Below are 20,589 nucleotides of genomic sequence, written 5' to 3'. Positions count from 1 at the left end.
TATGTCAAAATTTGAAGAACTGGTTTTTTCTGGGGTTCAGCCAACGGGTGCTCTTACCTTGGGAAATTATCTTGGTGCCATCCAGAAATTTGTCGCTTTGCAAGATAGCCACAACTGCATTTACTGTATTGTCGATTTGCATGCGATTACAGCAAATTTAGTGCATGATGATTTGCGCAATCAAACACGTTCGATCGCTGCAGCCTTTATCGCATCTGGAATTGATCCTACCAAGCACATTGTATTTAACCAATCTGCAGTGCCACAACATGCCGAACTGGCATGGGTCTTTAACTGCGTGGCGCGCATTGGCTGGATGAACCGTATGACCCAGTTCAAAGATAAAGCGGGTAAAAATCGTGATAATGCGTCTTTGGGCCTCATGGCATATCCAAGCCTTATGGCAGCGGATATTTTGCTTTATCGTGCAACGCATGTGCCGGTGGGTGATGATCAGAAACAGCATCTCGAACTTGCACGCGATATTGCGCAAAAGTTTAACATCGATTTCTCCGATCGGATTGGCGAAAGTGGTTTAGGTCTTGATGCAGTTTACGGCGACAAAGCAGTGAACGCGTTTTTCCCGATTACTGAACCATTGATTGATGGTCCTGCGCCGCGCGTTATGAGTTTGCGAGATGGGACAAAAAAGATGTCCAAATCTGATCCATCGGATTTATCGCGTATTAACATGACCGATGATGAAGAGTTGATTGTCAAGAAAATCCGTAAAGCGAAAACTGATCCTGAACCACTACCGTCAGAGATAGATGGTCTTAAAGATCGTGCGGAAGCAGATAATCTGGTTGGTATTTTTGCAGCTTTGACCAAAACGACAAAAACCGATGTTCTTTCAGAATATGGTGGCAAGGCGTTTTCTGAGTTCAAACCCGCACTTACCGAAGTCGCAATTGAGGCACTTTCTCCGATCAACGCAGAAATGCGTCGTTTGATGGCAGAGCCTGATCATATTGATGCTATTTTGAAAGATGGTTCTGAGCGTGCAGGTGTTATTGCCGAGAAAACCATGAATGGTGTCAAAGATATCATTGGGTTTCTGCGATAATTATCAGATCCTGTGACTTGAAAGATAAAGTAATTGGGATTATCTTGTTTGGAAAGATTCTAAACTAGATAATCATAAACGCATAATTTGTGCGGATGGAGAACGAAATGTTCATTCAAACTGAGACAACACCAAATCCAGCGACGCTGAAGTTCTTACCGGGTAAAGTTGTGCTCGAAACCGGTACAGCTGATTTTCCATCCATTGATAGTATCAATGGCGCGTCACCGCTTGCAGAAAAGCTATTCTCAGTCTCTGGTGTAAAAGGTGTTTTCTACGGATATGACTTTATCACAATTACCAAAGACGACAGTCTTGATTGGCAACATTTAAAACCATCTATTTTGGCAACCATCATGGAATATTTCATGGCTGGCACTCCGGTTATGACGTCAAACCAGGGTGGTGTGTCTGCAGATAGTTCTGAAGAGTTTTATGATGAAGCGGATGCAAACATCGTAACAACAATCAAAGAGCTATTAGAAACACGTGTGCGCCCAGCAGTTGCTCAAGATGGTGGCGACATCACTTTTCATGGTTATAAAGAAGGCAAAGTCTTCTTACACATGAAAGGCGCATGTGCAGGTTGCCCGTCTTCTACTGCAACTCTTAAACACGGCATTCAAAACCTTCTTCGTCACTTCATCCCAGAAGTCGAAGAAGTTGAAGCTGTTTAATTTAACATATCGTGATTATTCTTGCCGTTGATACTGCAGGGCCTATGTGTGCCGCTTGCCTTTACGACGGCGAGACTTCCGCATCCATTGCCTCAGTTTCAAAAAGTATAGGGCGCGGGCATGCTGAACATCTGCCTTCTGTTGTGGAAGATGTTTTGCATAAAGCAAATCTCACATTTCAAGATATCACTCATTTGGCCGTTACTATTGGGCCCGGATCCTTTGCCGGTATTCGTGTGGGCATCTCTTATTGTCGAGCCTTAGCATTAGCTCTGCACATTCCATCGACGGGTATAAGCAGTCTGGATGCAATGGGTTATGGGGTTAAGCAAGGCAATGAAAAAAATGTATTGGCTTTATTAGATGCGCGTCGTGGAGAGGTATATCTATCTGGGCAGTATGCATCGGAAGAGAAGCGAATTTCACCTCAAGCCATATCTTATGAGGATGCGCTTACGATGATTATGTCCGATACGTTTATCCTATGCGGAAGCGGTGTCATTCCATTGAGAGAACTTAACGATAATGTTTTTTCAGACGCTGAAATTGTCCATGAAGACGCCTTCCCCGACATTGAGATAGTTGCAAGATTGGCCGTAGATCTGATAAAAGAAGGTCGTGTCTTGGAACTGCGGCCACAATATTTGCGGCAGGCGGATGCAAAGCCAAATGTGAATTTTGCGCTTGATCGCGCCTAAAACATCTGGGATTGAATTATCGTGCCATTGGGAAAATTGTTTTCATCCAAACCGGAACTCGAAGTCTTAAAGCTGGCAAATGAACAGTCATATTCCGTTGCGGAGTTACATTCTCATCTGTTTAAGCGTGGTTGGGATGAAGCTGAATGCTCTTCGCTTTTAGCGCAAAATAGCGTTTTTGGCTTTTATGCACGCCCAATTAATCGCGAGAATGTACATGGATTTGTTTTATCGCGTGTGGTTGCTGATGAAGCTGAAATTTTGTCGATTGGCACCGATGAATCCTTGCAGAAAAAAGGCATTGGTTGGCGTTTGATGCAAGCTGCGATTGGAGAAGCAAGCCAACGTGGTGCTGAAAAAATGTTTCTTGAAGTTGACGAGAACAATATTCCGGCGGTTCATCTTTATCAGAAAATTGGTTTTCAAACCGTGGGTGAACGCAAAGCCTATTACGACAATGGTGGTGAAACTCGCAGCAATGCGCTTGTTTTAGAATTAAAGCTGCACTAAAGCATATAAATCTTTTCTTGCTTGGTAATTTGCCTCGCGAGGCAATGAACTGGAGTGAGCCGAGATGGACGCGGAAAAATCACTTGAAAACAGATGCGCAGATGCGGGTCTTCGCATGACTGAACAACGCCGCGTTATTGCGCGTGTTTTAGAGGCTTCCGAAGACCATCCCGATGCAGACGAATTGCATCGTCGCTCCGTTGAAATTGATCCCAAAATTTCGATCTCAACCGTTTATCGTACCGTGAACCTGTTTGAAGAATTAGGCATAATTGAACGTCATGATTTTCGCGATGGACGTTCACGTTATGAAAGCGTACCCGATGAACATCATGACCACCTTATTGATTTGAAATCAGGAACAATTATTGAGTTTAATTCGCCTGAAATTGAGGCTCTGCAAGAACGCATTGCCCGTGAACATGGGTTTAAGTTGGTTGACCACAGATTAGAGCTCTACGGCATTCCGCTGAAGAAGGGTTCGTAAAATGCGCGCAGCTCTCCGCATATTGTGGGTATTGGCGGTTTTGATCGTCACAACACTTGTGCTGCTGCCATTTCATCTTGTTGCGCTTGTTTACAAAGACCAGGTTTCACGCATTACACCGCGTATTTGGCACTTTATCGCGCGATGGGCGATCGGCATCAAAATCAAATATCGCGGCAAAATCTCAAAACAACGCCCGTTGATGCTGGTTGCAAACCATACTTCATGGCTCGATATTGTTACACTTGGCTCATCCGCACCAGTAGTTTTCATTGCTAAATCTGAAGTGCGCGACTGGCCCATTTTTGGTACATTGGCAAAGTTACAGCACACGATTTTCATCGACCGTAACCGCCGTCTTTCAACCGGTGATCAGGTCTCTGCCATTGCCAATCGGATGAAGAATGGCGATATCGTTGTTTTGTTCCCTGAAGGAACGACATCTGATGGAAATTTTGTTATGCCGTTTAAATCAGCGCTTTTTGGCGCTGTGCAACGCGCACAGATAGATCTACCAAATCACGAATTGATCATTCAGCCGGTATCGGTTGCCTATGTTTCGGCCCATGGTATCCCTTTAGGGCGTGGCGGTCGTGATCTGGCTGCATGGCCGGGCGATGTCGGCTTAATGCCTCATTTATATCAAGTCCTGATTGAAGGCTCTATGGGTGTCGAAATCACCTATGGAGAACCGATAATTTTTGACGACAGTATGAAACGTTCGGAAATCGCACAGATGAGCGAAAAAGCTATCCGTGACAGCCTAAACCGATCGCTTCGATAAAATTATCAGCACTGCGACTGATCAAACTATTTGCATCTCGCGTTAATAGGTTTAAATAGGCCTCATGAGCAAGATTGAACAAGATATAACCGCTGAACAGGTTGTAAATTCAACCGATAATTCAAAACCAGCTGAAGGCCAAAAAGTGTTTATCAAAACTTTTGGCTGCCAGATGAATGTTTATGACAGCGAGCGCATGAGCGATGCATTGGCAAAAGATGGCTATACGCCAACTGATACGCCCGATGACGCCGACCTTGTGCTTTTAAACACGTGCCATATTCGCGAAAAGGCCGCCGAGAAAGTTTATTCTGACTTGGGCCGATTAAATAAGATGAAGCAGAAACGCATGGAAGAAGGCGGCTCTGATATGATGGTTGCTGTTGCAGGCTGTGTGGCGCAGGCTGAGGGTGAGGAAATCATCAAGCGTTCTCCTGTTGTGAATATGGTGATAGGCCCTGCGACTTATCACCAATTACCCGATGCGCTTGGCCGTGCTCGCAAGGGTGAAAAAGTTGTCGAAACAGAATTCACTGAAGACGATAAATTTGTTCATTTGCCAAAGGCTGAAAAGAAACAAATCCGTTCGCGTGGGGTTACAGCCTTTCTCACAGTTCAGGAAGGGTGTGATAAGTTTTGCACCTTTTGTGTGGTCCCTTACACACGAGGTGCTGAAATTTCGCGCCCAGTGTCCCAACTGCTATCAGAAGCGCGTGATCTTGTAGATGCAGGTGTTCGCGAAATCACATTGCTTGGTCAAAATGTAAATGCCTGGCATGGCAAAGGCGATGACGGTCGTGAATGGGGTTTGGGTGAGTTGCTTCATCGCCTAGCAGAGATCGACGGGATTGAGCGCCTTAGATATACAACCAGTCATCCGCGTGACATGGACAGTGCTTTGATAAATGCCCACCGAGATATTGATAAGCTCATGCCTTATCTGCACTTACCAGTTCAAGCGGGTTCCGACAAAATTTTAAAAGCTATGAACCGTCGGCATACACGCGATGAATATATTAAGCTGATTGCGCGCATTCGCGAAGGCCGCCCTGATTTGGCGATTTCTGGTGATTTTATTGTTGGCTTCCCTGGTGAAACCGAAGAAGATTTTGAAGATACTCTCGATCTGATCCGCCAGGTTAAATATGCGCAGGCTTACTCGTTTAAATATTCACCACGTCCAGGCACACCCGGTGCTGATTTTAAAGATCACGTATCAGAAGATGTCAAAGCAGAACGTTTGAAACGCCTTCAGGCATTACTTTCAGAACAGCAATATGAGTTTGCTGAAACATGTGTTGGCAAGGAGATGGATATCCTTCTTGAAAAGCCTGGCCGAAAGCCTGGGCAACTCATCGGGCGTTCTCCTTGGCTGCAATCTGTAATTATTGACGCAAAAGATGCGAAAATAGGTGATACTCTAAGAGTGCGAATCACTAAAGCCGCCCCTTACAGCTTAATGGCGGATGTGATCTAAAACCGTTTTGGAGTTTATAGAATTTGACAAGTCGGCAAATGCCTTTTGAAAACAATAATGTAGAAGATGCAGGTGCATCTGATACGACACAAGTTGAACTCACCTTCGATAACAATCGTCTCGCGACCATGCTCTTTGGACAATTTGACCAACACCTTGCTTTGCTCGAGCAGAAGCTTGGTATTGATGCCCATGCACGCGGAAACAACGTTGTTTTAAATGGCCCGGCGCTAGAAACCAATCAGGCAAGGCGTGCATTGGATTCACTTTATGAGCGGTTGATGAAGGGCGAATTGATCGAAAATTCCGATGTTGATGGTGCAATCCGAATGGCGGTTGCAGCCGATGATCAGCTTTCACTGCCCACAATGGACAACAGCGCAAAGCTGGCCATGGCGCAGATCTCGACCCATAAAAAGACAATTCTAGCGCGCACACCAACGCAAGACGCATATATTCGCGCCATGGAACGAGCTGAGCTCGTGTTTGGTGTTGGTCCTGCGGGTACGGGTAAAACTTATCTTGCAGTTGCTTATGCAGCGCAGCTTTTAGAACGCGGTCAAATTGAACGTATCATCTTATCGCGTCCTGCTGTTGAAGCGGGCGAGCGGTTGGGCTTCCTACCTGGTGATATGAAAGAAAAGGTCGATCCTTACCTGCGCCCATTATATGATGCGTTATACGACATGATCCCGGGCGACAAGGTGGAACGTGCTTTGACTGCAGGGGTTATTGAAATCGCGCCGCTTGCGTTTATGCGCGGGCGTACTTTGACAAATGCTGCGGTTATTTTGGATGAAGCACAGAATACAACGCCGATGCAGATGAAAATGTTCCTCACACGATTGGGTGAAAATGCGCGTATGATCATCACTGGTGATCCTAGCCAGATTGACTTGCCGGGTGGCACAAAATCTGGTTTGATTGAAGCATTGGATGTATTGCGCGGGATTGAAGGCATTGTGACCTGCCGCTTCCGTGATGTGGATGTTGTGCGACATCATCTTGTGCAGAAAATTGTGACCGCCTACGATAAAAAGTATGTCAAAGCGGAAAATACTGCTGAAGACAAAACGCAAAAACCTGATGCCTGAACTCGCAATTGATATTGCCGTTGATGGTGAGCACTGGAGCGATATCAACGCAATAAACACATTAGCCTATGAAACATCAGCGAATGTTATGAGCTGGCTGGAAGATAAAGAACAGATAAGTTTTCCTCCATTTCCAATGGAATTATCTGTTCTTTTAACGGATGACGCATCAATCAAAGAGATTAATTCGAAATGGCGCCAGCAAGACAAAGCGACTAATGTGCTGTCTTTTCCAACTAAGGAGATTGCCGTTGGTGAGACACCTCTGCCACTTCTTGGTGACATAATTTTTGCATATGAGACGATCAAGCGGGAATCTGAAGAATTAACCAAGAGTTTTGAAGAACACTTCACTCATTTGTTTATTCATGGATTTTTGCATCTTTTAGGCTATGATCATATAAATGACACAGATGCGGAACAAATGGAGCGTATTGAGACTGGAATTTTGCTTTCAATAGGCCTATCTGACCCTTATGAGAATTAAAGTTCGACCGCCCAGCATTTTGGGCCATTAAACTGAAGAGACAATGAACGAGAAAACTGTACAAGCTGACACATTAGATTCAGCTTCTGATCTGAACGAAGATCAAAACGACGACGGCGACAGTCCGGACGGATCGATACAAAACCATACAAAACGAAAATCGAAAATTGGCATTTGGCAACGCTTGAAGCGCGCGCTTTTCCCTTCCGCTGAAGGCATGAATATTCGCGAGGACTTCAGCGAGGCACTCAAGAATGGCGACGATATAAGTTCCGGATTTTCCGCCGATGAACGCGCAATGCTCGACAATATATTGTTGATGCGCGAAGTTCGTGTTGAAGATGTTATGATACCAAGAGCAGACATTATCGCGGTTGATCGTTCTGTGTCTCTTGGTGATCTCACAACTGTCTTTGAAAATTCTGGACATTCCAGAATGCCTGTTTTCTCAGATAATCTGGATGACCCAAAAGGCATGGTGCATATTCGAGACTTGCTCGCATATTATACCAGACAAGCACGAAATGGGCGCCGCAGCACAGCTAAGTCTTCAACCAGTAAAACAACGTCAAAGCCACTGGATTTTACCAAAATCAAACTGGATAAAACCCTTCAGGACGCAAATATTATGCGTAGTGTTTTATTCGTGCCAGCATCAATGCTCGCTTCAGACTTGCTTAAACGGATGCAGGCAACGCGGACACAAATGGCGTTGGTCATTGATGAATATGGCGGAACAGACGGGCTTGTATCATTGGAAGATATCGTTGAAATTGTTGTGGGCGATATTGAAGATGAGCATGATGATATCGATGGACCACTCATTACCGAAGTTAATGAGGGAATTTGGCAAGCTGAAGCAAAAGCGAGTCTTGAGGAATTATCTGAAATCCTTGGTATTGATTTTTCAAAAAGTGAAAACACTGATGATGTTGATACAATCGGTGGTCTTGTCTTTGCAAGATTGGGCCGAGTTCCCGTGCGTGGTGAAGTGGTACGAATGGTTCAGGGCTACGAGTTTCATATCACAGATGCCGATGCGCGACGCATCAAACGCGTGCGGATTTTACGCCTTAAGGCCAATACAAGGCGCCGAATGGGGAAAGTCAGCATCGAAAGTGATGAAAAACCGGAAACAAGCAGTTAAATCTCAATTCGCTGCTTGAGTTGCTTATAGCTATAATTGTACACCAACATAGTCATTGGCGAAGCTGATTCGCACAATTGCCTGATGCACATTTTGCAACCAAGGTCAGAAAGCGCATAAATGTTGGATAAAATCTCTGGCGATATCATGCTTTCATGGGGTGTTAAACGCTTCATCATCGCTTTTCTTGCTGGTGCATTTGCAAATTTTGCGTTGCCGCCATTTGACTTTTTTGCGGTCTTATTCATTTCTTTTCCCATTTTAGTTTGGCTAATCGATGGGGCGAGCAAACAACCTGACAAGGGTTTTATTGCAGCACGTAAGCCGGCCTTTATGACGGGCTGGAGTTTTGGCTTTGGCTATTTTACCGCAGGTCTTTGGTGGCTGGGTAATGCTGTGCTCACAAGTGGTGAAGAGGCTTATTGGGCGCTCCCGCTTGCCATATTTGCTCTTCCTGCTCTCCTCGCTATATTTTACGGGCTTGCCGTGGTTCTCGCCCGCTTATTTTGGGACAATGGCATAGGGCGCATCTTTTCATTAAGCGCAAGTTTCGGCGCATTAGAATATTTAAGAGGCGCTGTATTTACTGGATTTCCATGGAATACGATTGGCTATGCTGCCATGCCGGTTCCGGTTGCCATGCAATCTTCGGAAATTCTTGGTATCTTCGGCATGAGCATCATCACAGTGTTTATCGCATCAGTACCTGCATTAATTGCCACCAAGCAAGGCTTAAAGCCTGCCATTATCGTCGCACTATTGATGATTTGTGCACATATTGGTTATGGTATCTTTACGCTTAATCAGTCGTTGCCGGAAAATTCTGGGCATATTATTCGCATCGTTCAACCCTCAATTGATCAGGAAGAGAAATGGGATGATGAAAAGCGGGCCGAAATATTTAAAACCTATCTTACGCTTTCCGCTGAGCCACCCGCTGAAGATCAAGAACAACCGTCTGTGATTATTTGGCCTGAAACTTCGGTTCCCTTTATTTTAACAAAAACCCCTGATGCGCTTTCTCAAATTGCCGATACATTAACAATCGGACAAACTCTGATTGCCGGTGCAGTGCGTTTGGAGGAAAGCGCCTCAGGTGGAGCCGACAAATATTACAACACAATTTACGTTATCAATGATGAGGGGCAGATTATTGGATCAGCGGACAAACATCATTTGGTGCCGTTTGGCGAATATTTGCCATTTGAAAGCCTATTGCGGCAGATCGGACTAAACCCGATTGCCGAAACATTTGGCGGGTTTTCAGCAGCAAGCAAACAGAGAATTTTAGAACTGGGAAGTAATTTAAAATTACTACCCCTTATCTGTTACGAGGCGATTTTCCCAAAATATGCGCAAGGCGATAACGATGAGCTAAGCGCACTTATCAATGTCACCAATGATGCCTGGTATGGCGACACGCCTGGCCCTTATCAACACTTGCGCCAAGCGCAGTTGCGATCGACAGAAACGGGCCTGCCCCTTATTCGCGCTGGAAATAATGGTATATCCGTGGTTACAGATGCAACGGGGCGTATTGTTGATGGTCTTGCACTTAATGCGATTGGAAAACTGGATGTGAACTTGCCAGGGCGCAAGGTTGTTCTGCTCAATCACAACCAACGAAACTTGGTATTTTTCATTTTGTTATTTGTCTGTTTCATGACATCATATGTATGTGGTCGACGTCTTAAAACAAAAAGTTGATACCATTCTCCATAAAAAATACTTATTTGATTATTCAATTACGATGGCGCTATAATTATATCGATATTGTATGGTATATTAGTTAGCCCCTTTGATACCTAATACGAAAATAACCTAATTCACGCAATTCAGTTTATCCCTTTTAGCCCGTTAGGAAATTATATGAAAGCGACCAAGAAACAACCTAATCCTATAGATGTGCATGTGGGAAGCCGAATTCGGTTAAGAAGAACTATGTTGAGCATGAGCCAGGAAAAACTTGGTGAAGCTTTGGGCATAACTTTTCAACAAATTCAAAAATACGAAAAAGGAACCAACCGTGTTGGCGCCAGTAGGCTGCAAAACATCTCATCGGTTTTAACTGTTCCCGTTTCATTTTTCTTTGAGGATGCACCTGGGGAGTCACCATCTGATCAGCAAGGAATGGCTGAAGCTGCGAGTTCCAACTACGTTGTAAGCTTTTTATCATCATCAGAAGGATTACAACTCAATCGTGCTTTCATAAAGATTGAAGATCCGAAAATCCGCCGGAAATTAATTGACCTCACAAAAGCACTTGCAGCAGACAGTGATATCGCTGCTGAATAGAGATACACAAAACATAATTTTATGCCCGTAATGACCTCTGTGATTGCGGGCATTTTTTATTTTAGGCTGTAAAAAGCCAAATAATGGCGTAAATCTGCAATTTTTTGTTATTTGCAGATATCAAGATATATTTATGTCCTTGTATAATCATTAAGCTTTTCGTAAAAGATTTACCAAATAATGACTTTGAATTTTGGGAGTTTGAACAGTTTGGGCTCCTGTTGAAATAACCGTAGTTGCGCGCTTGATTGTTTCAAGTCTAGAAATCTACGTAATGAGGACTCCAATGGCACGCCAGAACTATCTATTTACAAGTGAATCCGTATCAGAAGGTCATCCGGACAAAGTTTGCGATCGCATCTCTGATGAAATTGTGGACCTTGTTTATCGCGAAGCGAAGAAAACTGGTATGGATCCATACAAAGTCCGCGTTGCTTGCGAAACACTCACCACGACAAACCGTGTTGTTATTGCCGGTGAAGTTCGCGTGCCTGAAACGCTGCTAAAAAAAGACAAAGAGGGCAACATCGTTCATGATGCGGCGGGCCTTCCTGTTGTTGCAGCTGGACGTTTTAGATCAGCAGCACGTCGCGCCATCCGTGATATTGGTTATGAGCAAGATGGTTTTCACTGGAAAACGGCACGCGTTGATGTCTTGTTGCATGGTCAGTCTCCTGACATTGGTCAGGGTGTTGATAATGCAGCTGATAAGCAAGGTGAAGAAGGCGCCGGTGATCAAGGGATTATGTTCGGATATGCATGCCGCGAGACGGACGCTCTTATGCCTGCTCCTATTTATTATTCGCACAAGATTTTAGAATTGCTTGCTGCTGCGCGTAAGTCAGGTGAAGGTGATGCTAGCAAACTTGGTCCAGATGCAAAAAGCCAGGTTACTGTTCGTTATGTTGATGGCAAGCCATCTGAGGTTACGTCAATTGTTTTGTCGACACAGCATCTTGATGACAGCTGGGATTCAAAGAAAGTTCGCTCTGTATGTGAGCCATATATTCGCGAAGCACTTGGTGATTTAGCAATTGCTGATGATTGCGATTGGTACATCAACCCAACAGGTAAGTTTGTAATTGGTGGCCCGGATGGTGACGCAGGTCTTACAGGTCGTAAGATCATTGTGGATACATATGGTGGTGCAGCGCCTCACGGCGGCGGCGCTTTCTCGGGTAAAGACACGACTAAGGTTGATCGTTCTGCTGCTTATGCATCGCGCTACTTAGCTAAAAACGTAGTTGCGGCAAAACTTGCCGACAAATGTACAATTCAATTGTCCTATGCGATTGGTGTTGCTCAACCATTGTCTATCTATGTTGATTTACACGGGACTGGCAAAGTCTCTGAAGAAGTGGTTGAAGCTGCTATTCGTGAGACAATGGACTTGTCACCAACAGGTATTCGCAAACATCTTGATTTGAACAAACCTATTTATGCTCAATCTGCAGCTTATGGCCACTTCGGTCGCAAACCTGGTCGAAACGGTTCATTCTCCTGGGAGAAAACTGATTTGACCACAGCGCTTAAGCGTGCTGTGAAAGAGGCGTAATAATTTTAAACTTTCATAAGTCATGACTGATCAAAGCCACCCAGAACGCGCGACCGAAGCATTTTTCGGTCGTCGCAAAGGTAAGCACCTTAAAAGCAATCACCATGTTGCGCTTGCCGAAGTTCTTCCCAAGCTTAAACTTGACCTTTCAAAACCTGCGCCAGAGAATTTCATGGATTTATGGAATAGTTCTGGCGATAGTGTCCGCTTGGAAATTGGCTTTGGAGGTGGTGAGCACCTTTTGCATCGCGCGCGCAATCAACCCAATACATGTTTCATTGGTGTTGAACCCTTCGTGAATTCAATGGCAAAATTAGCCCGCTCTGTTTATGAAGACCCGATTGGTAATTTGCGCCTATATGATGATGATGCAACATTGGTGCTGGATTGGTTACCAGACAATTGCATTGATCACATAGATTTGCTTTACCCCGATCCATGGCCGAAACGCCGCCATTGGAAACGCAGATTTGTATCCACTGTCAATCTTGATCGATTTTCTCGCGTGTTGAAACCAGGTGGAAAGTTCTGTTTTGCATCTGACATTGATACTTACGTCAATTGGACGTTGGAGCATATCAATGCACACCCTGATTTTAGCTGGGTAGCATTAGGCCCTGATGATTGGTCACAACCTTGGGACGGATGGCCATCAACGCGCTATGAGGCAAAAGCCTTCCGCGAGGGGCGAACACCCGCCTATCTAGACTTTATCCGGCACTAGGCCTGCGCTATCAAATAACGCTGAAATCCCATTGAAAACATAGCTGTCTGATTAGAATGATGATGGCGATGCTTGTATTGTAATCGCTTGACCGCTTTGAACTTGGAAAATTGCAAGCCCGCGTTCGTTTCGACCATCTGCGAGGAAACGGAACACACCTGAAGCACCAATAAAGCCCTGACGCCGCTCAATTTCACTGCGTGTAATCTGGCGTCCCGGATTTTCGCGCAACAATCCACCTACAAGCAATACAGCATCATATCCAAGCGCTGCATTTACCGTTGGTTCGCTGCCATAGCGCTGCGAGTATCTTTGCTTGAAAACATCGAAGCGAGTTTGATCCATATCGGCAAAAATTGCGCCTTGCAGATCAGGTGCTGATAGATTTGAATTTCGCCATTGGCCGGTACCCATCAAGAGTTTTTGGGATAAATCCACCCCTGCCCGCTTTAACTGACGTGCTATCACAACTGGTGAATTGCCACCATCGGGAATGAAAATAACGTCTGCTTGCTTGGCTGCATCTACAAGTTCATTGATCGCAGCTTGCACAGAATCGTTATTATACTGATATTTTGATATGGCTAGTAATGTGCCGCCTTGCGATTGCAAAGACGTGCGCAACTTGCGTTCTACAAGTGAGCCATAAGCGCCCGATGGCACAATAGCTGCAAATGTTCGGCGTCCCTGTGAAACGGCAAAATCAATTGACTTACCAATGAGCTGATCAGGTAAGAAAGAGATCAAATATCCACCAGGTCCGGCTGCAGTTGGATCGGAGGAAAAACCAATCAATGGGCGGTTTGTTTGTGAAATCACAGATCTGGCAGAGGTCACAGAACTTGAAAAGACTGGACCAAGGACAACGGATGAACCTTCATTAATGGCTTCTTCCGTTGCGGTAATTGCGCCAGCTGGTGTGCCACCTGTATCTTTGATCACAAGTTCCATGACATTGGTGCCCAGATCTTCGATGGCAAGCTCAGCTGCATTGCGCAATTGCTTGGCAACAGCTGCACCATTACCCGGTGCTGTGCGCGGAACAAGGAATGCTATCCTAGCTGGCCCAAAACCCAGGACTTCGCCAACTGCCGAGCCGGTTTTGACAGGCAAGGTTCCCACCTGTTCAACTTGCGTTGTTGTTGTATCCTGGTTTACGCCGAAATTGGTGACCCCGGATTGGCAACTTGTTAAAACAACAGCCGTTGTGAACAACGATAATGACATCGAAATTTTGTGCTTTAGTGCACCCAAGTTTACTCGTTCCAACAGTTTGCTGAACATAGTACCGCCTAATGAAATTTATTCACCCAATACTGGCCTTCTATCGCAAGTGTTGTCCGCTGACCAGCAACGAATTGCAATCACTATTGTAATTCTGGGCAATAGTTTTAAAAAAGACACAGTTTTTTTAAAGGGTTTGGCTTCATGACTGGCAATAAATACCGCATTCACTCCGTCGAGTTTGATGCAAAGCCGATTGATCCAGGTCTTTACATTGTGGCCACGCCGATCGGGAATTTATCTGATATTACCGTGCGTTCACTCGAAGTATTAGCAAGTTGTGATGTGATTGCCTGCGAAGATACACGGACAAGCCGCAAACTGTTAGATCGATATCAGATTACCACCAGAACTGTGGCTTACCATGAGCACAATGCTGAATTTGCAAGTGGCAAAATCATTGAAGCACTTGAAGAGGGAAAAACCGTTGCGCTCATTTCAGATGCCGGCACGCCACTGATTTCTGATCCAGGTTATCGTGTGGTCAATGACACAATTGAGGCTGGACATAAGGTTATCCCCGTTCCCGGTGCTTCATCTGTTTTAACTGCGTTGATGGCGGCAGGGTTACCCACAGATAGTTTTTTTTACGCTGGGTTTTTGCCAAATAAAGAAAAAGCGCGCACGGATCGCCTCAAAGAGCTGGGTGCCATTAAAGCGACATTGATATTTTTTGAATCTCCGCATCGCATTACAGCAGCTTTAAAAAACGCTGCCTCGGTTTTAGGTGATGACCGGGCCGCCTGTATTTGCCGAGAACTTACCAAAAGCCATGAGGAATTTGCCAAGGGTAGCTTAAAAGAGCTTTACGACAACTTTGAAGCGCGCAATGTCAAAGGCGAAGTTGTGTTGGTGATTGCACCGCCGCAAGAGGAAGAAATTGATCTTGACGAAGATATCACTCCGCTTTTGACGAAACTCGCATCTGAAATGTCGACAAGTCAGGCAGCCAGCGAAGCTTCACGCATTACCGGCCGATCACGCAAAGATCTTTACCAACAACTGTTAGCGCTTAAAGGTGATAGCGATATATGAGCGACCGATCAGCAACAAAGGCCCGACGTAAAGCCAATTTAAAAGGTCATTTCGCTGAATATATTGCCGTTATATACTTGATGTTCAAAGGCTATCGCATCGCCAATTTGCGATACAAAACAAAAAGCGGGGAAATCGATATCGTTGCACGAAAGCGCGATCTTGCAATCTTTGTTGAAGTTAAAGCGCGTGCAGATGTACAAAAAGGTGTCGATGCCGTTTCCTACCAATCACAAACCAGAATTAAAAACGCCAGCGATCTATGGCTTGCTAAACAAAAGAACCCTCATCTGATTTCGCAAAGATATGACATCATTGTGATCCGCTCTTGGCAATTACCGGTGCATTTTTTAGATGCTTTTTAAACTGGTCTATTGAAATCAACATCCGTTTGACCCTATCTGGGGTGACAATAAGGAATTCACCCATGGCACACATTAAAAATGTCGCGATCCAAATGGATCATGTTTCAACAATCTCTATCGATGGCGATACGACATTTGCGCTTTCTCTGGAAGCGCAATCGCGTGGATATAATCTTTTCCATTATACACCTGATCGTTTAAGCCAACGCGATGGGAAAGTTTATGCAAGCATGGAAGCCATGACATTGCGTGATGTTGAAGGTGATCATTACACCCTTGGTGAACGCAAAAGAATGCCTTTGGAAGACATGGACGTTGTGCTCCTTCGTCAGGATCCGCCATTTGATATGAATTATATCACAAGCACGCACTTGCTTGAGCAGGTTCACCCAAAAACGCTTGTGGTCAATGACCCTGCTTGGGTTCGTAATTCTCCTGAAAAGATCTTCGTGACTGAGTTTGCTGACTTAATGCCTAAAACTCTGATCACCAAAGATGCAGAAGAAATTGCCGCCTTCAGAGAAGAAGTCGGTGATCTGATTATTAAACCGCTTTATGGAAATGGCGGCGCGGGCGTCTTTCACCTGCGTTCAGATGATAAAAACTTGTCATCACTTCTTGAGATGTTTGGCGATCTTTATCGCGAACCTTATATCGCGCAACAATATTTGCCGCAGGTTCGCGCTGGCGATAAACGAATTATCCTGATCGAAGGCGAAGCGGTTGGCGCGATTAATCGTGTGCCAGCGGAAGGTGATGCACGGTCCAACATGCATGTTGGCGGACAAGCAACCGCCATTGATTTAACCGATCGTGACAAAGATATTTGTGCCCGCATTGGTCCCGCACTTCGCGAACGCGGCTTTACTCTTGTTGGCATTGATGTGATTGGCGACTACATGACCGAAATTAATGTGACGTCTCCAACAGGTGTGCGTGAAGTGAAAAAGTTCGGCGGTGCTGATATCGCAAGCTTGTTCTGGGATGCGGTTGAAAAGCGTTTTGATCAATAACGCCATAAATTTCGTTCCATAGATGTTCTAAATACATAAGCAATTACAACCCGATACAACTTAAAGTGCGCTTATCTCGCATTTTGTTCTTATAATGTTCTTGTTAAATACAATTATATGTGCGTATATTTAAATTATATTCACGTAAATAGTGCATTGAGGACACCATGGTTTCCCACGTCAAAACAGTTGCCTTTCAAGGCATAGAAGCCTTGCCCGTTGATGTGCAGGTGATGATTGCGCCGGGTAAAATCGGCATGCAAATTGTAGGTTTGCCAGACAAGGCTGTTGCGGAGAGCCGCGAACGAGTGCAAGCAGCACTGCATGCGTCAGGTCTGGCACTTCCCGCTAAAAAGGTTACGATCAATTTAGCACCTGCCGACCTACCCAAAGAAGGTTCACATTTTGATCTGCCAATTGCATTGGGATTGATGGCCGCATTGGGTGCAATCCCGTCAGATGCTCTGCAAAATTACGTCGTGTTAGGTGAACTTGCGCTGGACGGCACCATATCCTGTGTCGCAGGGGCATTACCAGCAGCGATTGGAGCCAATGCGATGGATCGCGGATTAATCTGCCCTCATGATTGTGGTTCGGAAGCTGCTTGGGCAAGCGAAGACATGGATATTCTTGCGCCACAAAGCTTAATCGCGATTGCCAATCATTTTCGTGGAACACAAGTTTTAACGCGGCCCAAACCCACCCGACATGAAGCGGCAAAGGACATGCCTGATCTTGCCGATATAAAGGGGCAGGAGACGGCTAAACGAGCATTGGAAGTTGCAGCTGCTGGTGGGCATAACCTTTTAATGGTCGGACCGCCAGGTTCTGGGAAATCAATGCTTGCGGCAAGGCTTTCATCCATCCTTCCGTCATTATCGCCAGCTGAATTGCTAAGTGTCTCCATGGTGCATTCAATTGCAGGCCAGCTATCGGGGGGCAAGCTAACAGACCAAAGACCTTTTAGAGCGCCCCATCACTCAGCAACGATGGCCGCTATGGTTGGAGGCGGGGTCAAAGCAAGGCCTGGTGAAGTTTCCATGGCTCATAAGGGCGTGCTTTTTCTTGATGAATTTCCCGAATTTTCACCACAAGTATTGGATTCGCTTCGCCAACCGCTTGAAACATCGAGCTGTATCATTGCGCGCGCCAATCACCGTGTGAACTATCCGGCAGACATTCAACTCATCGCAGCTATGAACCCATGTCGCTGTGGCATGGCTGGTGAGCCAGGACGCACATGTGCTCGCGGCCCACGGTGTAAAACAGACTATCAAGCACGTATATCTGGGCCATTGCTCGATCGGATTGATCTTAGAATTGATGTGCCAGCGGTGACGGCAATGGATCTCATTCAACCAAAACCATCTGAAAAAAGTGACGTTGTGGCGCTCAGAGTTTTACGTGCTCGCGCCATGCAGGCCGAGCGATACCGAAATTTAGGGCACCCAGAAATAACGGTGAACTCAAGATGTCCAACGGCCCAAATTGAACACGTGGCGAAAATGGATCAGGAAGGCTCCGCATTACTAAATGAAGCGGCACAGAAAATGTTATTCTCCGCACGTGCTTATCACCGTGTGTTAAAAGTTGCGCGTACTTTGGCTGATTTAGATAATTCAATTGTGGTCAAACGCATTCATCTGGCAGAAGCAATATCTTATCGAATTGCAGGGGAACGGTTAATGGAAGGTGCTTAAAGGCGCGAGGATCAGGTCTAATTCACACCGGTGGATCCAAACCCACCTGCACCGCGATCAGTTTCATCTAGCCCATTCACTTCGTTGAGATTGGCTTGAACGACCGGAGCCACAATCATCTGCGCAATGCGCATGCCGCGGGTGATTTTAAAATCCTCGGTTCCGAGGTTGATCAAAAGCACTTTAATTTCTCCGCGATAATCGCTGTCGATGGTTCCAGGTGTGTTTAAACAAGTGATCCCGTTTTTAAACGCCAATCCGGAGCGCGGCCTAATCTGCACTTCAAACCCTTGTGGGATCTCAAATATTAACCCCGTTGGCACAAGAGCACGCTCGTTTGGCGTAAGCACTAGGGGGCTATCTTCCGAAACAGCTGATCTGATATCCATACCCGCTGAACCCTCAGTTTCATAAGAAGGTAACTCAAGCCCAACGGCGTGATCCAAGCGCTTAATATTTATCGTCGGTCCCATGTTTGATTATCCTTCCTGCACAATTCCTTCATAGATTTCTCTTTTCTTCTCTTACGTCAATTGCATCTTTACTGCCAAGGCGGTAGAAGATCGCTCAATCAACAGGATTTCATGTATTATGCCCGAAACGCTCTCAGAAGCGGTGGCACGCCGCCGAACATTTGCGATTATTTCTCACCCAGACGCTGGTAAAACCACATTGACTGAAAAGCTGCTACTTTTTGGTGGTGCTATTCAGCTTGCTGGAGAAGTGAAAGCTAAAAAAGATCGTATTCAAACGCGTTCAGACTGGATGAAAATTGAACGCGAACGCGGTATTTCTGTGGTTACATCGGTGATGACATTTGAATATGATAATCGTGTTTATAATCTGCTTGATACGCCAGGCCACGAAGACTTCGCCGATGATACCTATCGAACGCTTACCGCGGTTGATGCAGCCGTCATGGTGGTGGATGCAGCCAAGGGTATTGAGCCACGTACGCTCAAATTATTTGAAGTTTGTCGATTGCGCGATATTCCGATTATCACTTTTGTTAACAAAATGGACCGCGAAGCGCGCGATACTTTCGAAATTCTTGATGAGATTGAAGAAAAACTAGCGCTTGATACAGCCCCCATCACCTGGCCAATTGGGCAGGGCAAAACTTTCTCTGGCACTTATCATCTGGCCGAAAATCGCGTTCGCCGCAATGACAGCGAAGAAGAAACAACACCCGTGAATGGTCCAGAAGCTGATGGTGCATCTGGGCTTTTGCCAGAGCATGAGCGTGAAGCTTTTATTGAATCCTGCAGCTTGGCGATGGAGGCATGCAACCCGTTTGATCAAGAGGCGTTTTTGGCAGGGCACTTATCGCCTGTATTTTTTGGATCAGCTTTGCGTAATTTTGGCGTCCGCGATCTAATTAATGCATTGGGCAAACATGCGCCTCCCCCTCGATCACAAATTGCTGATACGCGCACGGTTGAAGCGACAGATGAAAAGATGTCTGCGTTTGTGTTTAAGATCCAAGCGAATATGGATCCAAACCACCGAGACAGAATTGCCTTCGTGCGTGTTTGTTCAGGCCGTTTAAAGCGCGGCATGAAAGCTCGACTTGCTAGAACGGCTAAACAAATGAGCTTGTCTGCGCCGCAATTTTTCTTTGCCTCCCAACGCCAATTGGCGGACACCGCTTATGCGGGCGATGTGGTTGGCATTCCAAACCATGGAACGTTGCGCATTGGTGATACTCTTACCGATGGTGAAGCGCTAGTTTTCCAAGGCGTACCGAACTTTGCGCCGGAAATTTTGCGCCGTGTGCATTTAGAAGATGCAATGAAAGCGAAAAAACTGAAAGAAGCTCTACAGCAAATGGCTGAAGAAGGCGTCGTTCAGTTGTTCATACCCGAGGACGGATCGCCTGCAATTGTTGGCGTGGTTGGCGCTTTGCAGCTTGATGTATTGAAGGAACGTTTAAAGGTTGAATATAATCTGCCGGTCAGTTTTGAAATGGCACGGTTTGCAGTATGCCGCTGGATTTCTGCTGAGAATGATAATGATCTCGATACGTTTATCACAAATCACCGTGGAGATATTGCGCGCGATTTGGATGGTGATCCGGTCTTTATGGCAAGTGATGCATTTTCGCTAAATTATGAAGCTGAACGCGCTCCCGCCATTCGGATGATTGATATTAAGGAATATCAAACGCAATAAACTTAGATAAAATCAGATT

Annotated in this window: 21 protein-coding genes; 19 read left to right on the top strand and 2 right to left on the bottom strand. The window is 45.5% G+C overall.

The features are described from left to right. The first annotated feature begins 1 nt into the window (after position 1). The 14 genes from trpS (at position 2) to trmB (ending at position 13,001) form a co-directional block, all read left to right on the top strand. Positions 2 to 1,066 carry a tryptophan--tRNA ligase gene (trpS, locus tag ACZ1GZ_RS04605; RefSeq protein ID WP_472667302.1) on the top strand — a complete coding sequence of 355 codons (1,065 nt, stop codon included), beginning with the start codon at positions 2 to 4 and terminating at the stop codon, positions 1,064 to 1,066. Between the two features lie 107 nt (positions 1,067 to 1,173). Continuing rightward, complete coding sequence (locus tag ACZ1GZ_RS04600) at positions 1,174 to 1,743, top strand: NifU family protein (protein ID WP_472667301.1); 570 nt, start codon at positions 1,174 to 1,176, stop codon at positions 1,741 to 1,743. Positions 1,744 to 1,754: 11 nt separating this feature from the next. Then, on the top strand, positions 1,755 to 2,441 hold the full coding sequence (tsaB, locus tag ACZ1GZ_RS04595) for a tRNA (adenosine(37)-N6)-threonylcarbamoyltransferase complex dimerization subunit type 1 TsaB (RefSeq protein WP_472667300.1): 687 nt from the start codon (positions 1,755 to 1,757) through the stop codon (positions 2,439 to 2,441). Between the two features lie 21 nt (positions 2,442 to 2,462). Beyond that, positions 2,463 to 2,951, top strand: coding sequence for a ribosomal protein S18-alanine N-acetyltransferase (rimI, locus tag ACZ1GZ_RS04590; protein WP_472667299.1), 489 nt, complete (start codon positions 2,463 to 2,465; stop codon positions 2,949 to 2,951). Positions 2,952 to 3,015: 64 nt separating this feature from the next. Beyond that, positions 3,016 to 3,438 (top strand): Fur family transcriptional regulator, encoded by a 423-nt coding sequence (locus ACZ1GZ_RS04585; protein ID WP_472667298.1) that lies wholly within the window; start codon positions 3,016 to 3,018, stop codon positions 3,436 to 3,438. A gap of 1 nt (position 3,439) precedes the next feature. Further along, positions 3,440 to 4,222 carry a lyso-ornithine lipid O-acyltransferase gene (olsA, locus tag ACZ1GZ_RS04580; RefSeq protein WP_472667297.1) on the top strand — a complete coding sequence of 261 codons (783 nt, stop codon included), beginning with the start codon at positions 3,440 to 3,442 and terminating at the stop codon, positions 4,220 to 4,222. A 64-nt stretch (positions 4,223 to 4,286) separates the two neighbouring features. Further along, the gene (gene miaB / locus ACZ1GZ_RS04575) at positions 4,287 to 5,699 is read left to right on the top strand and encodes a tRNA (N6-isopentenyl adenosine(37)-C2)-methylthiotransferase MiaB (protein WP_472667296.1); all 1,413 of its coding nucleotides are present in this window, start codon (positions 4,287 to 4,289) and stop codon (positions 5,697 to 5,699) included. A gap of 38 nt (positions 5,700 to 5,737) precedes the next feature. Then, complete coding sequence (locus ACZ1GZ_RS04570) at positions 5,738 to 6,793, top strand: PhoH family protein (protein ID WP_472668232.1); 1,056 nt, start codon at positions 5,738 to 5,740, stop codon at positions 6,791 to 6,793. Then, complete coding sequence (gene ybeY / locus ACZ1GZ_RS04565; RefSeq protein WP_472667295.1) at positions 6,786 to 7,280, top strand: rRNA maturation RNase YbeY; 495 nt, start codon at positions 6,786 to 6,788, stop codon at positions 7,278 to 7,280. Before ACZ1GZ_RS04570 ends, ybeY begins: the two co-directional genes overlap by 8 nt. A gap of 43 nt (positions 7,281 to 7,323) precedes the next feature. Further along, positions 7,324 to 8,427, top strand: a complete 1,104-nt coding sequence (locus ACZ1GZ_RS04560; RefSeq protein ID WP_472667294.1) for a hemolysin family protein — start codon at positions 7,324 to 7,326, stop codon at positions 8,425 to 8,427. 123 nt (positions 8,428 to 8,550) lie between these two features. Beyond that, entirely contained in the window at positions 8,551 to 10,134 is a 1,584-nt protein-coding gene (gene lnt, locus ACZ1GZ_RS04555) for an apolipoprotein N-acyltransferase (protein WP_472668231.1), read from the top strand. A 162-nt stretch (positions 10,135 to 10,296) separates the two neighbouring features. After that, the gene (locus tag ACZ1GZ_RS04550) at positions 10,297 to 10,722 is read left to right on the top strand and encodes a helix-turn-helix domain-containing protein (RefSeq protein WP_472667293.1); all 426 of its coding nucleotides are present in this window, start codon (positions 10,297 to 10,299) and stop codon (positions 10,720 to 10,722) included. Between the two features lie 286 nt (positions 10,723 to 11,008). Continuing rightward, positions 11,009 to 12,277, top strand: coding sequence for a methionine adenosyltransferase (gene metK / locus ACZ1GZ_RS04545; protein WP_472667292.1), 1,269 nt, complete (start codon positions 11,009 to 11,011; stop codon positions 12,275 to 12,277). A 22-nt stretch (positions 12,278 to 12,299) separates the two neighbouring features. Then, positions 12,300 to 13,001, top strand: coding sequence for a tRNA (guanine(46)-N(7))-methyltransferase TrmB (gene trmB / locus ACZ1GZ_RS04540; protein WP_472667291.1), 702 nt, complete (start codon positions 12,300 to 12,302; stop codon positions 12,999 to 13,001). 51 nt (positions 13,002 to 13,052) lie between these two features. Here the strand turns inward: trmB and ACZ1GZ_RS04535 are convergent, their stop codons facing one another. Further along, positions 13,053 to 14,285 carry a penicillin-binding protein activator gene (locus ACZ1GZ_RS04535; RefSeq protein WP_472667290.1) on the bottom strand — a complete coding sequence of 411 codons (1,233 nt, stop codon included), beginning with the start codon at positions 14,283 to 14,285 and terminating at the stop codon, positions 13,053 to 13,055. A 144-nt stretch (positions 14,286 to 14,429) separates the two neighbouring features. Between ACZ1GZ_RS04535 and rsmI the strand changes: the two genes are divergently transcribed. From rsmI to ACZ1GZ_RS04515, 4 genes are all read left to right on the top strand, one after another. Further along, the gene (rsmI, locus tag ACZ1GZ_RS04530; protein ID WP_472667289.1) at positions 14,430 to 15,320 is read left to right on the top strand and encodes a 16S rRNA (cytidine(1402)-2'-O)-methyltransferase; all 891 of its coding nucleotides are present in this window, start codon (positions 14,430 to 14,432) and stop codon (positions 15,318 to 15,320) included. After that, a complete protein-coding gene (locus tag ACZ1GZ_RS04525) occupies positions 15,317 to 15,685 on the top strand; it encodes a YraN family protein (protein ID WP_472667288.1) in 369 nt (122 codons plus the stop codon). The genes rsmI and ACZ1GZ_RS04525 overlap by 4 nt, the downstream gene beginning before the upstream one ends. Before the next feature lie 62 nt (positions 15,686 to 15,747). Further along, complete coding sequence (gene gshB, locus ACZ1GZ_RS04520) at positions 15,748 to 16,698, top strand: glutathione synthase (RefSeq protein WP_472667287.1); 951 nt, start codon at positions 15,748 to 15,750, stop codon at positions 16,696 to 16,698. 167 nt (positions 16,699 to 16,865) lie between these two features. Then, a complete protein-coding gene (locus tag ACZ1GZ_RS04515) occupies positions 16,866 to 18,398 on the top strand; it encodes a YifB family Mg chelatase-like AAA ATPase (RefSeq protein ID WP_472667286.1) in 1,533 nt (510 codons plus the stop codon). A 17-nt stretch (positions 18,399 to 18,415) separates the two neighbouring features. On the opposite strand, the gene dut is transcribed toward ACZ1GZ_RS04515, so the two are convergent. Next, positions 18,416 to 18,871: a dUTP diphosphatase gene (dut, locus tag ACZ1GZ_RS04510; RefSeq protein ID WP_472667285.1), complete on the bottom strand. Its 456-nt coding sequence runs from the start codon at positions 18,869 to 18,871 to the stop codon at positions 18,416 to 18,418. A 118-nt stretch (positions 18,872 to 18,989) separates the two neighbouring features. Between dut and ACZ1GZ_RS04505 the strand changes: the two genes are divergently transcribed. Continuing rightward, a complete protein-coding gene (locus tag ACZ1GZ_RS04505; RefSeq protein WP_472667284.1) occupies positions 18,990 to 20,570 on the top strand; it encodes a peptide chain release factor 3 in 1,581 nt (526 codons plus the stop codon). Positions 20,571 to 20,589 lie beyond the last annotated feature (19 nt).

This window comes from Lentilitoribacter sp. JB5-8, assembly GCF_055693385.1.
Note: the sequence above shows the minus strand (reverse complement) of the source record. Positions and strands in the feature narration are given on the sequence as shown.

Bases quoted from the DNA above. Each gene is read 5' to 3' on its own strand.
- trpS (WP_472667302.1), top strand. From the start codon at position 2: ATGTCAAAATTTGAAGAACTGGTTTTTTCTGGGGTTCAGCCAACGGGT.
- ACZ1GZ_RS04600 (WP_472667301.1), top strand. From the start codon at position 1,174: ATGTTCATTCAAACTGAGACAACACCAAATCCAGCGACGCTGAAGTTC.
- ACZ1GZ_RS04585 (WP_472667298.1), top strand. From the start codon at position 3,016: ATGGACGCGGAAAAATCACTTGAAAACAGATGCGCAGATGCGGGTCTT.
- olsA (WP_472667297.1), top strand. From the start codon at position 3,440: ATGCGCGCAGCTCTCCGCATATTGTGGGTATTGGCGGTTTTGATCGTC.
- miaB (WP_472667296.1), top strand. From the start codon at position 4,287: ATGAGCAAGATTGAACAAGATATAACCGCTGAACAGGTTGTAAATTCA.
- ACZ1GZ_RS04570 (WP_472668232.1), top strand. From the start codon at position 5,738: ATGCCTTTTGAAAACAATAATGTAGAAGATGCAGGTGCATCTGATACG.
- ybeY (WP_472667295.1), top strand. From the start codon at position 6,786: ATGCCTGAACTCGCAATTGATATTGCCGTTGATGGTGAGCACTGGAGC.
- ACZ1GZ_RS04560 (WP_472667294.1), top strand. From the start codon at position 7,324: ATGAACGAGAAAACTGTACAAGCTGACACATTAGATTCAGCTTCTGAT.
- ACZ1GZ_RS04550 (WP_472667293.1), top strand. From the start codon at position 10,297: ATGAAAGCGACCAAGAAACAACCTAATCCTATAGATGTGCATGTGGGA.
- metK (WP_472667292.1), top strand. From the start codon at position 11,009: ATGGCACGCCAGAACTATCTATTTACAAGTGAATCCGTATCAGAAGGT.
- trmB (WP_472667291.1), top strand. From the start codon at position 12,300: ATGACTGATCAAAGCCACCCAGAACGCGCGACCGAAGCATTTTTCGGT.
- ACZ1GZ_RS04535 (WP_472667290.1), bottom strand. From the start codon at position 14,285: ATGTTCAGCAAACTGTTGGAACGAGTAAACTTGGGTGCACTAAAGCAC.
- rsmI (WP_472667289.1), top strand. From the start codon at position 14,430: ATGACTGGCAATAAATACCGCATTCACTCCGTCGAGTTTGATGCAAAG.
- ACZ1GZ_RS04525 (WP_472667288.1), top strand. From the start codon at position 15,317: ATGAGCGACCGATCAGCAACAAAGGCCCGACGTAAAGCCAATTTAAAA.
- gshB (WP_472667287.1), top strand. From the start codon at position 15,748: ATGGCACACATTAAAAATGTCGCGATCCAAATGGATCATGTTTCAACA.
- ACZ1GZ_RS04515 (WP_472667286.1), top strand. From the start codon at position 16,866: ATGGTTTCCCACGTCAAAACAGTTGCCTTTCAAGGCATAGAAGCCTTG.
- dut (WP_472667285.1), bottom strand. From the start codon at position 18,871: ATGGGACCGACGATAAATATTAAGCGCTTGGATCACGCCGTTGGGCTT.
- ACZ1GZ_RS04505 (WP_472667284.1), top strand. From the start codon at position 18,990: ATGCCCGAAACGCTCTCAGAAGCGGTGGCACGCCGCCGAACATTTGCG.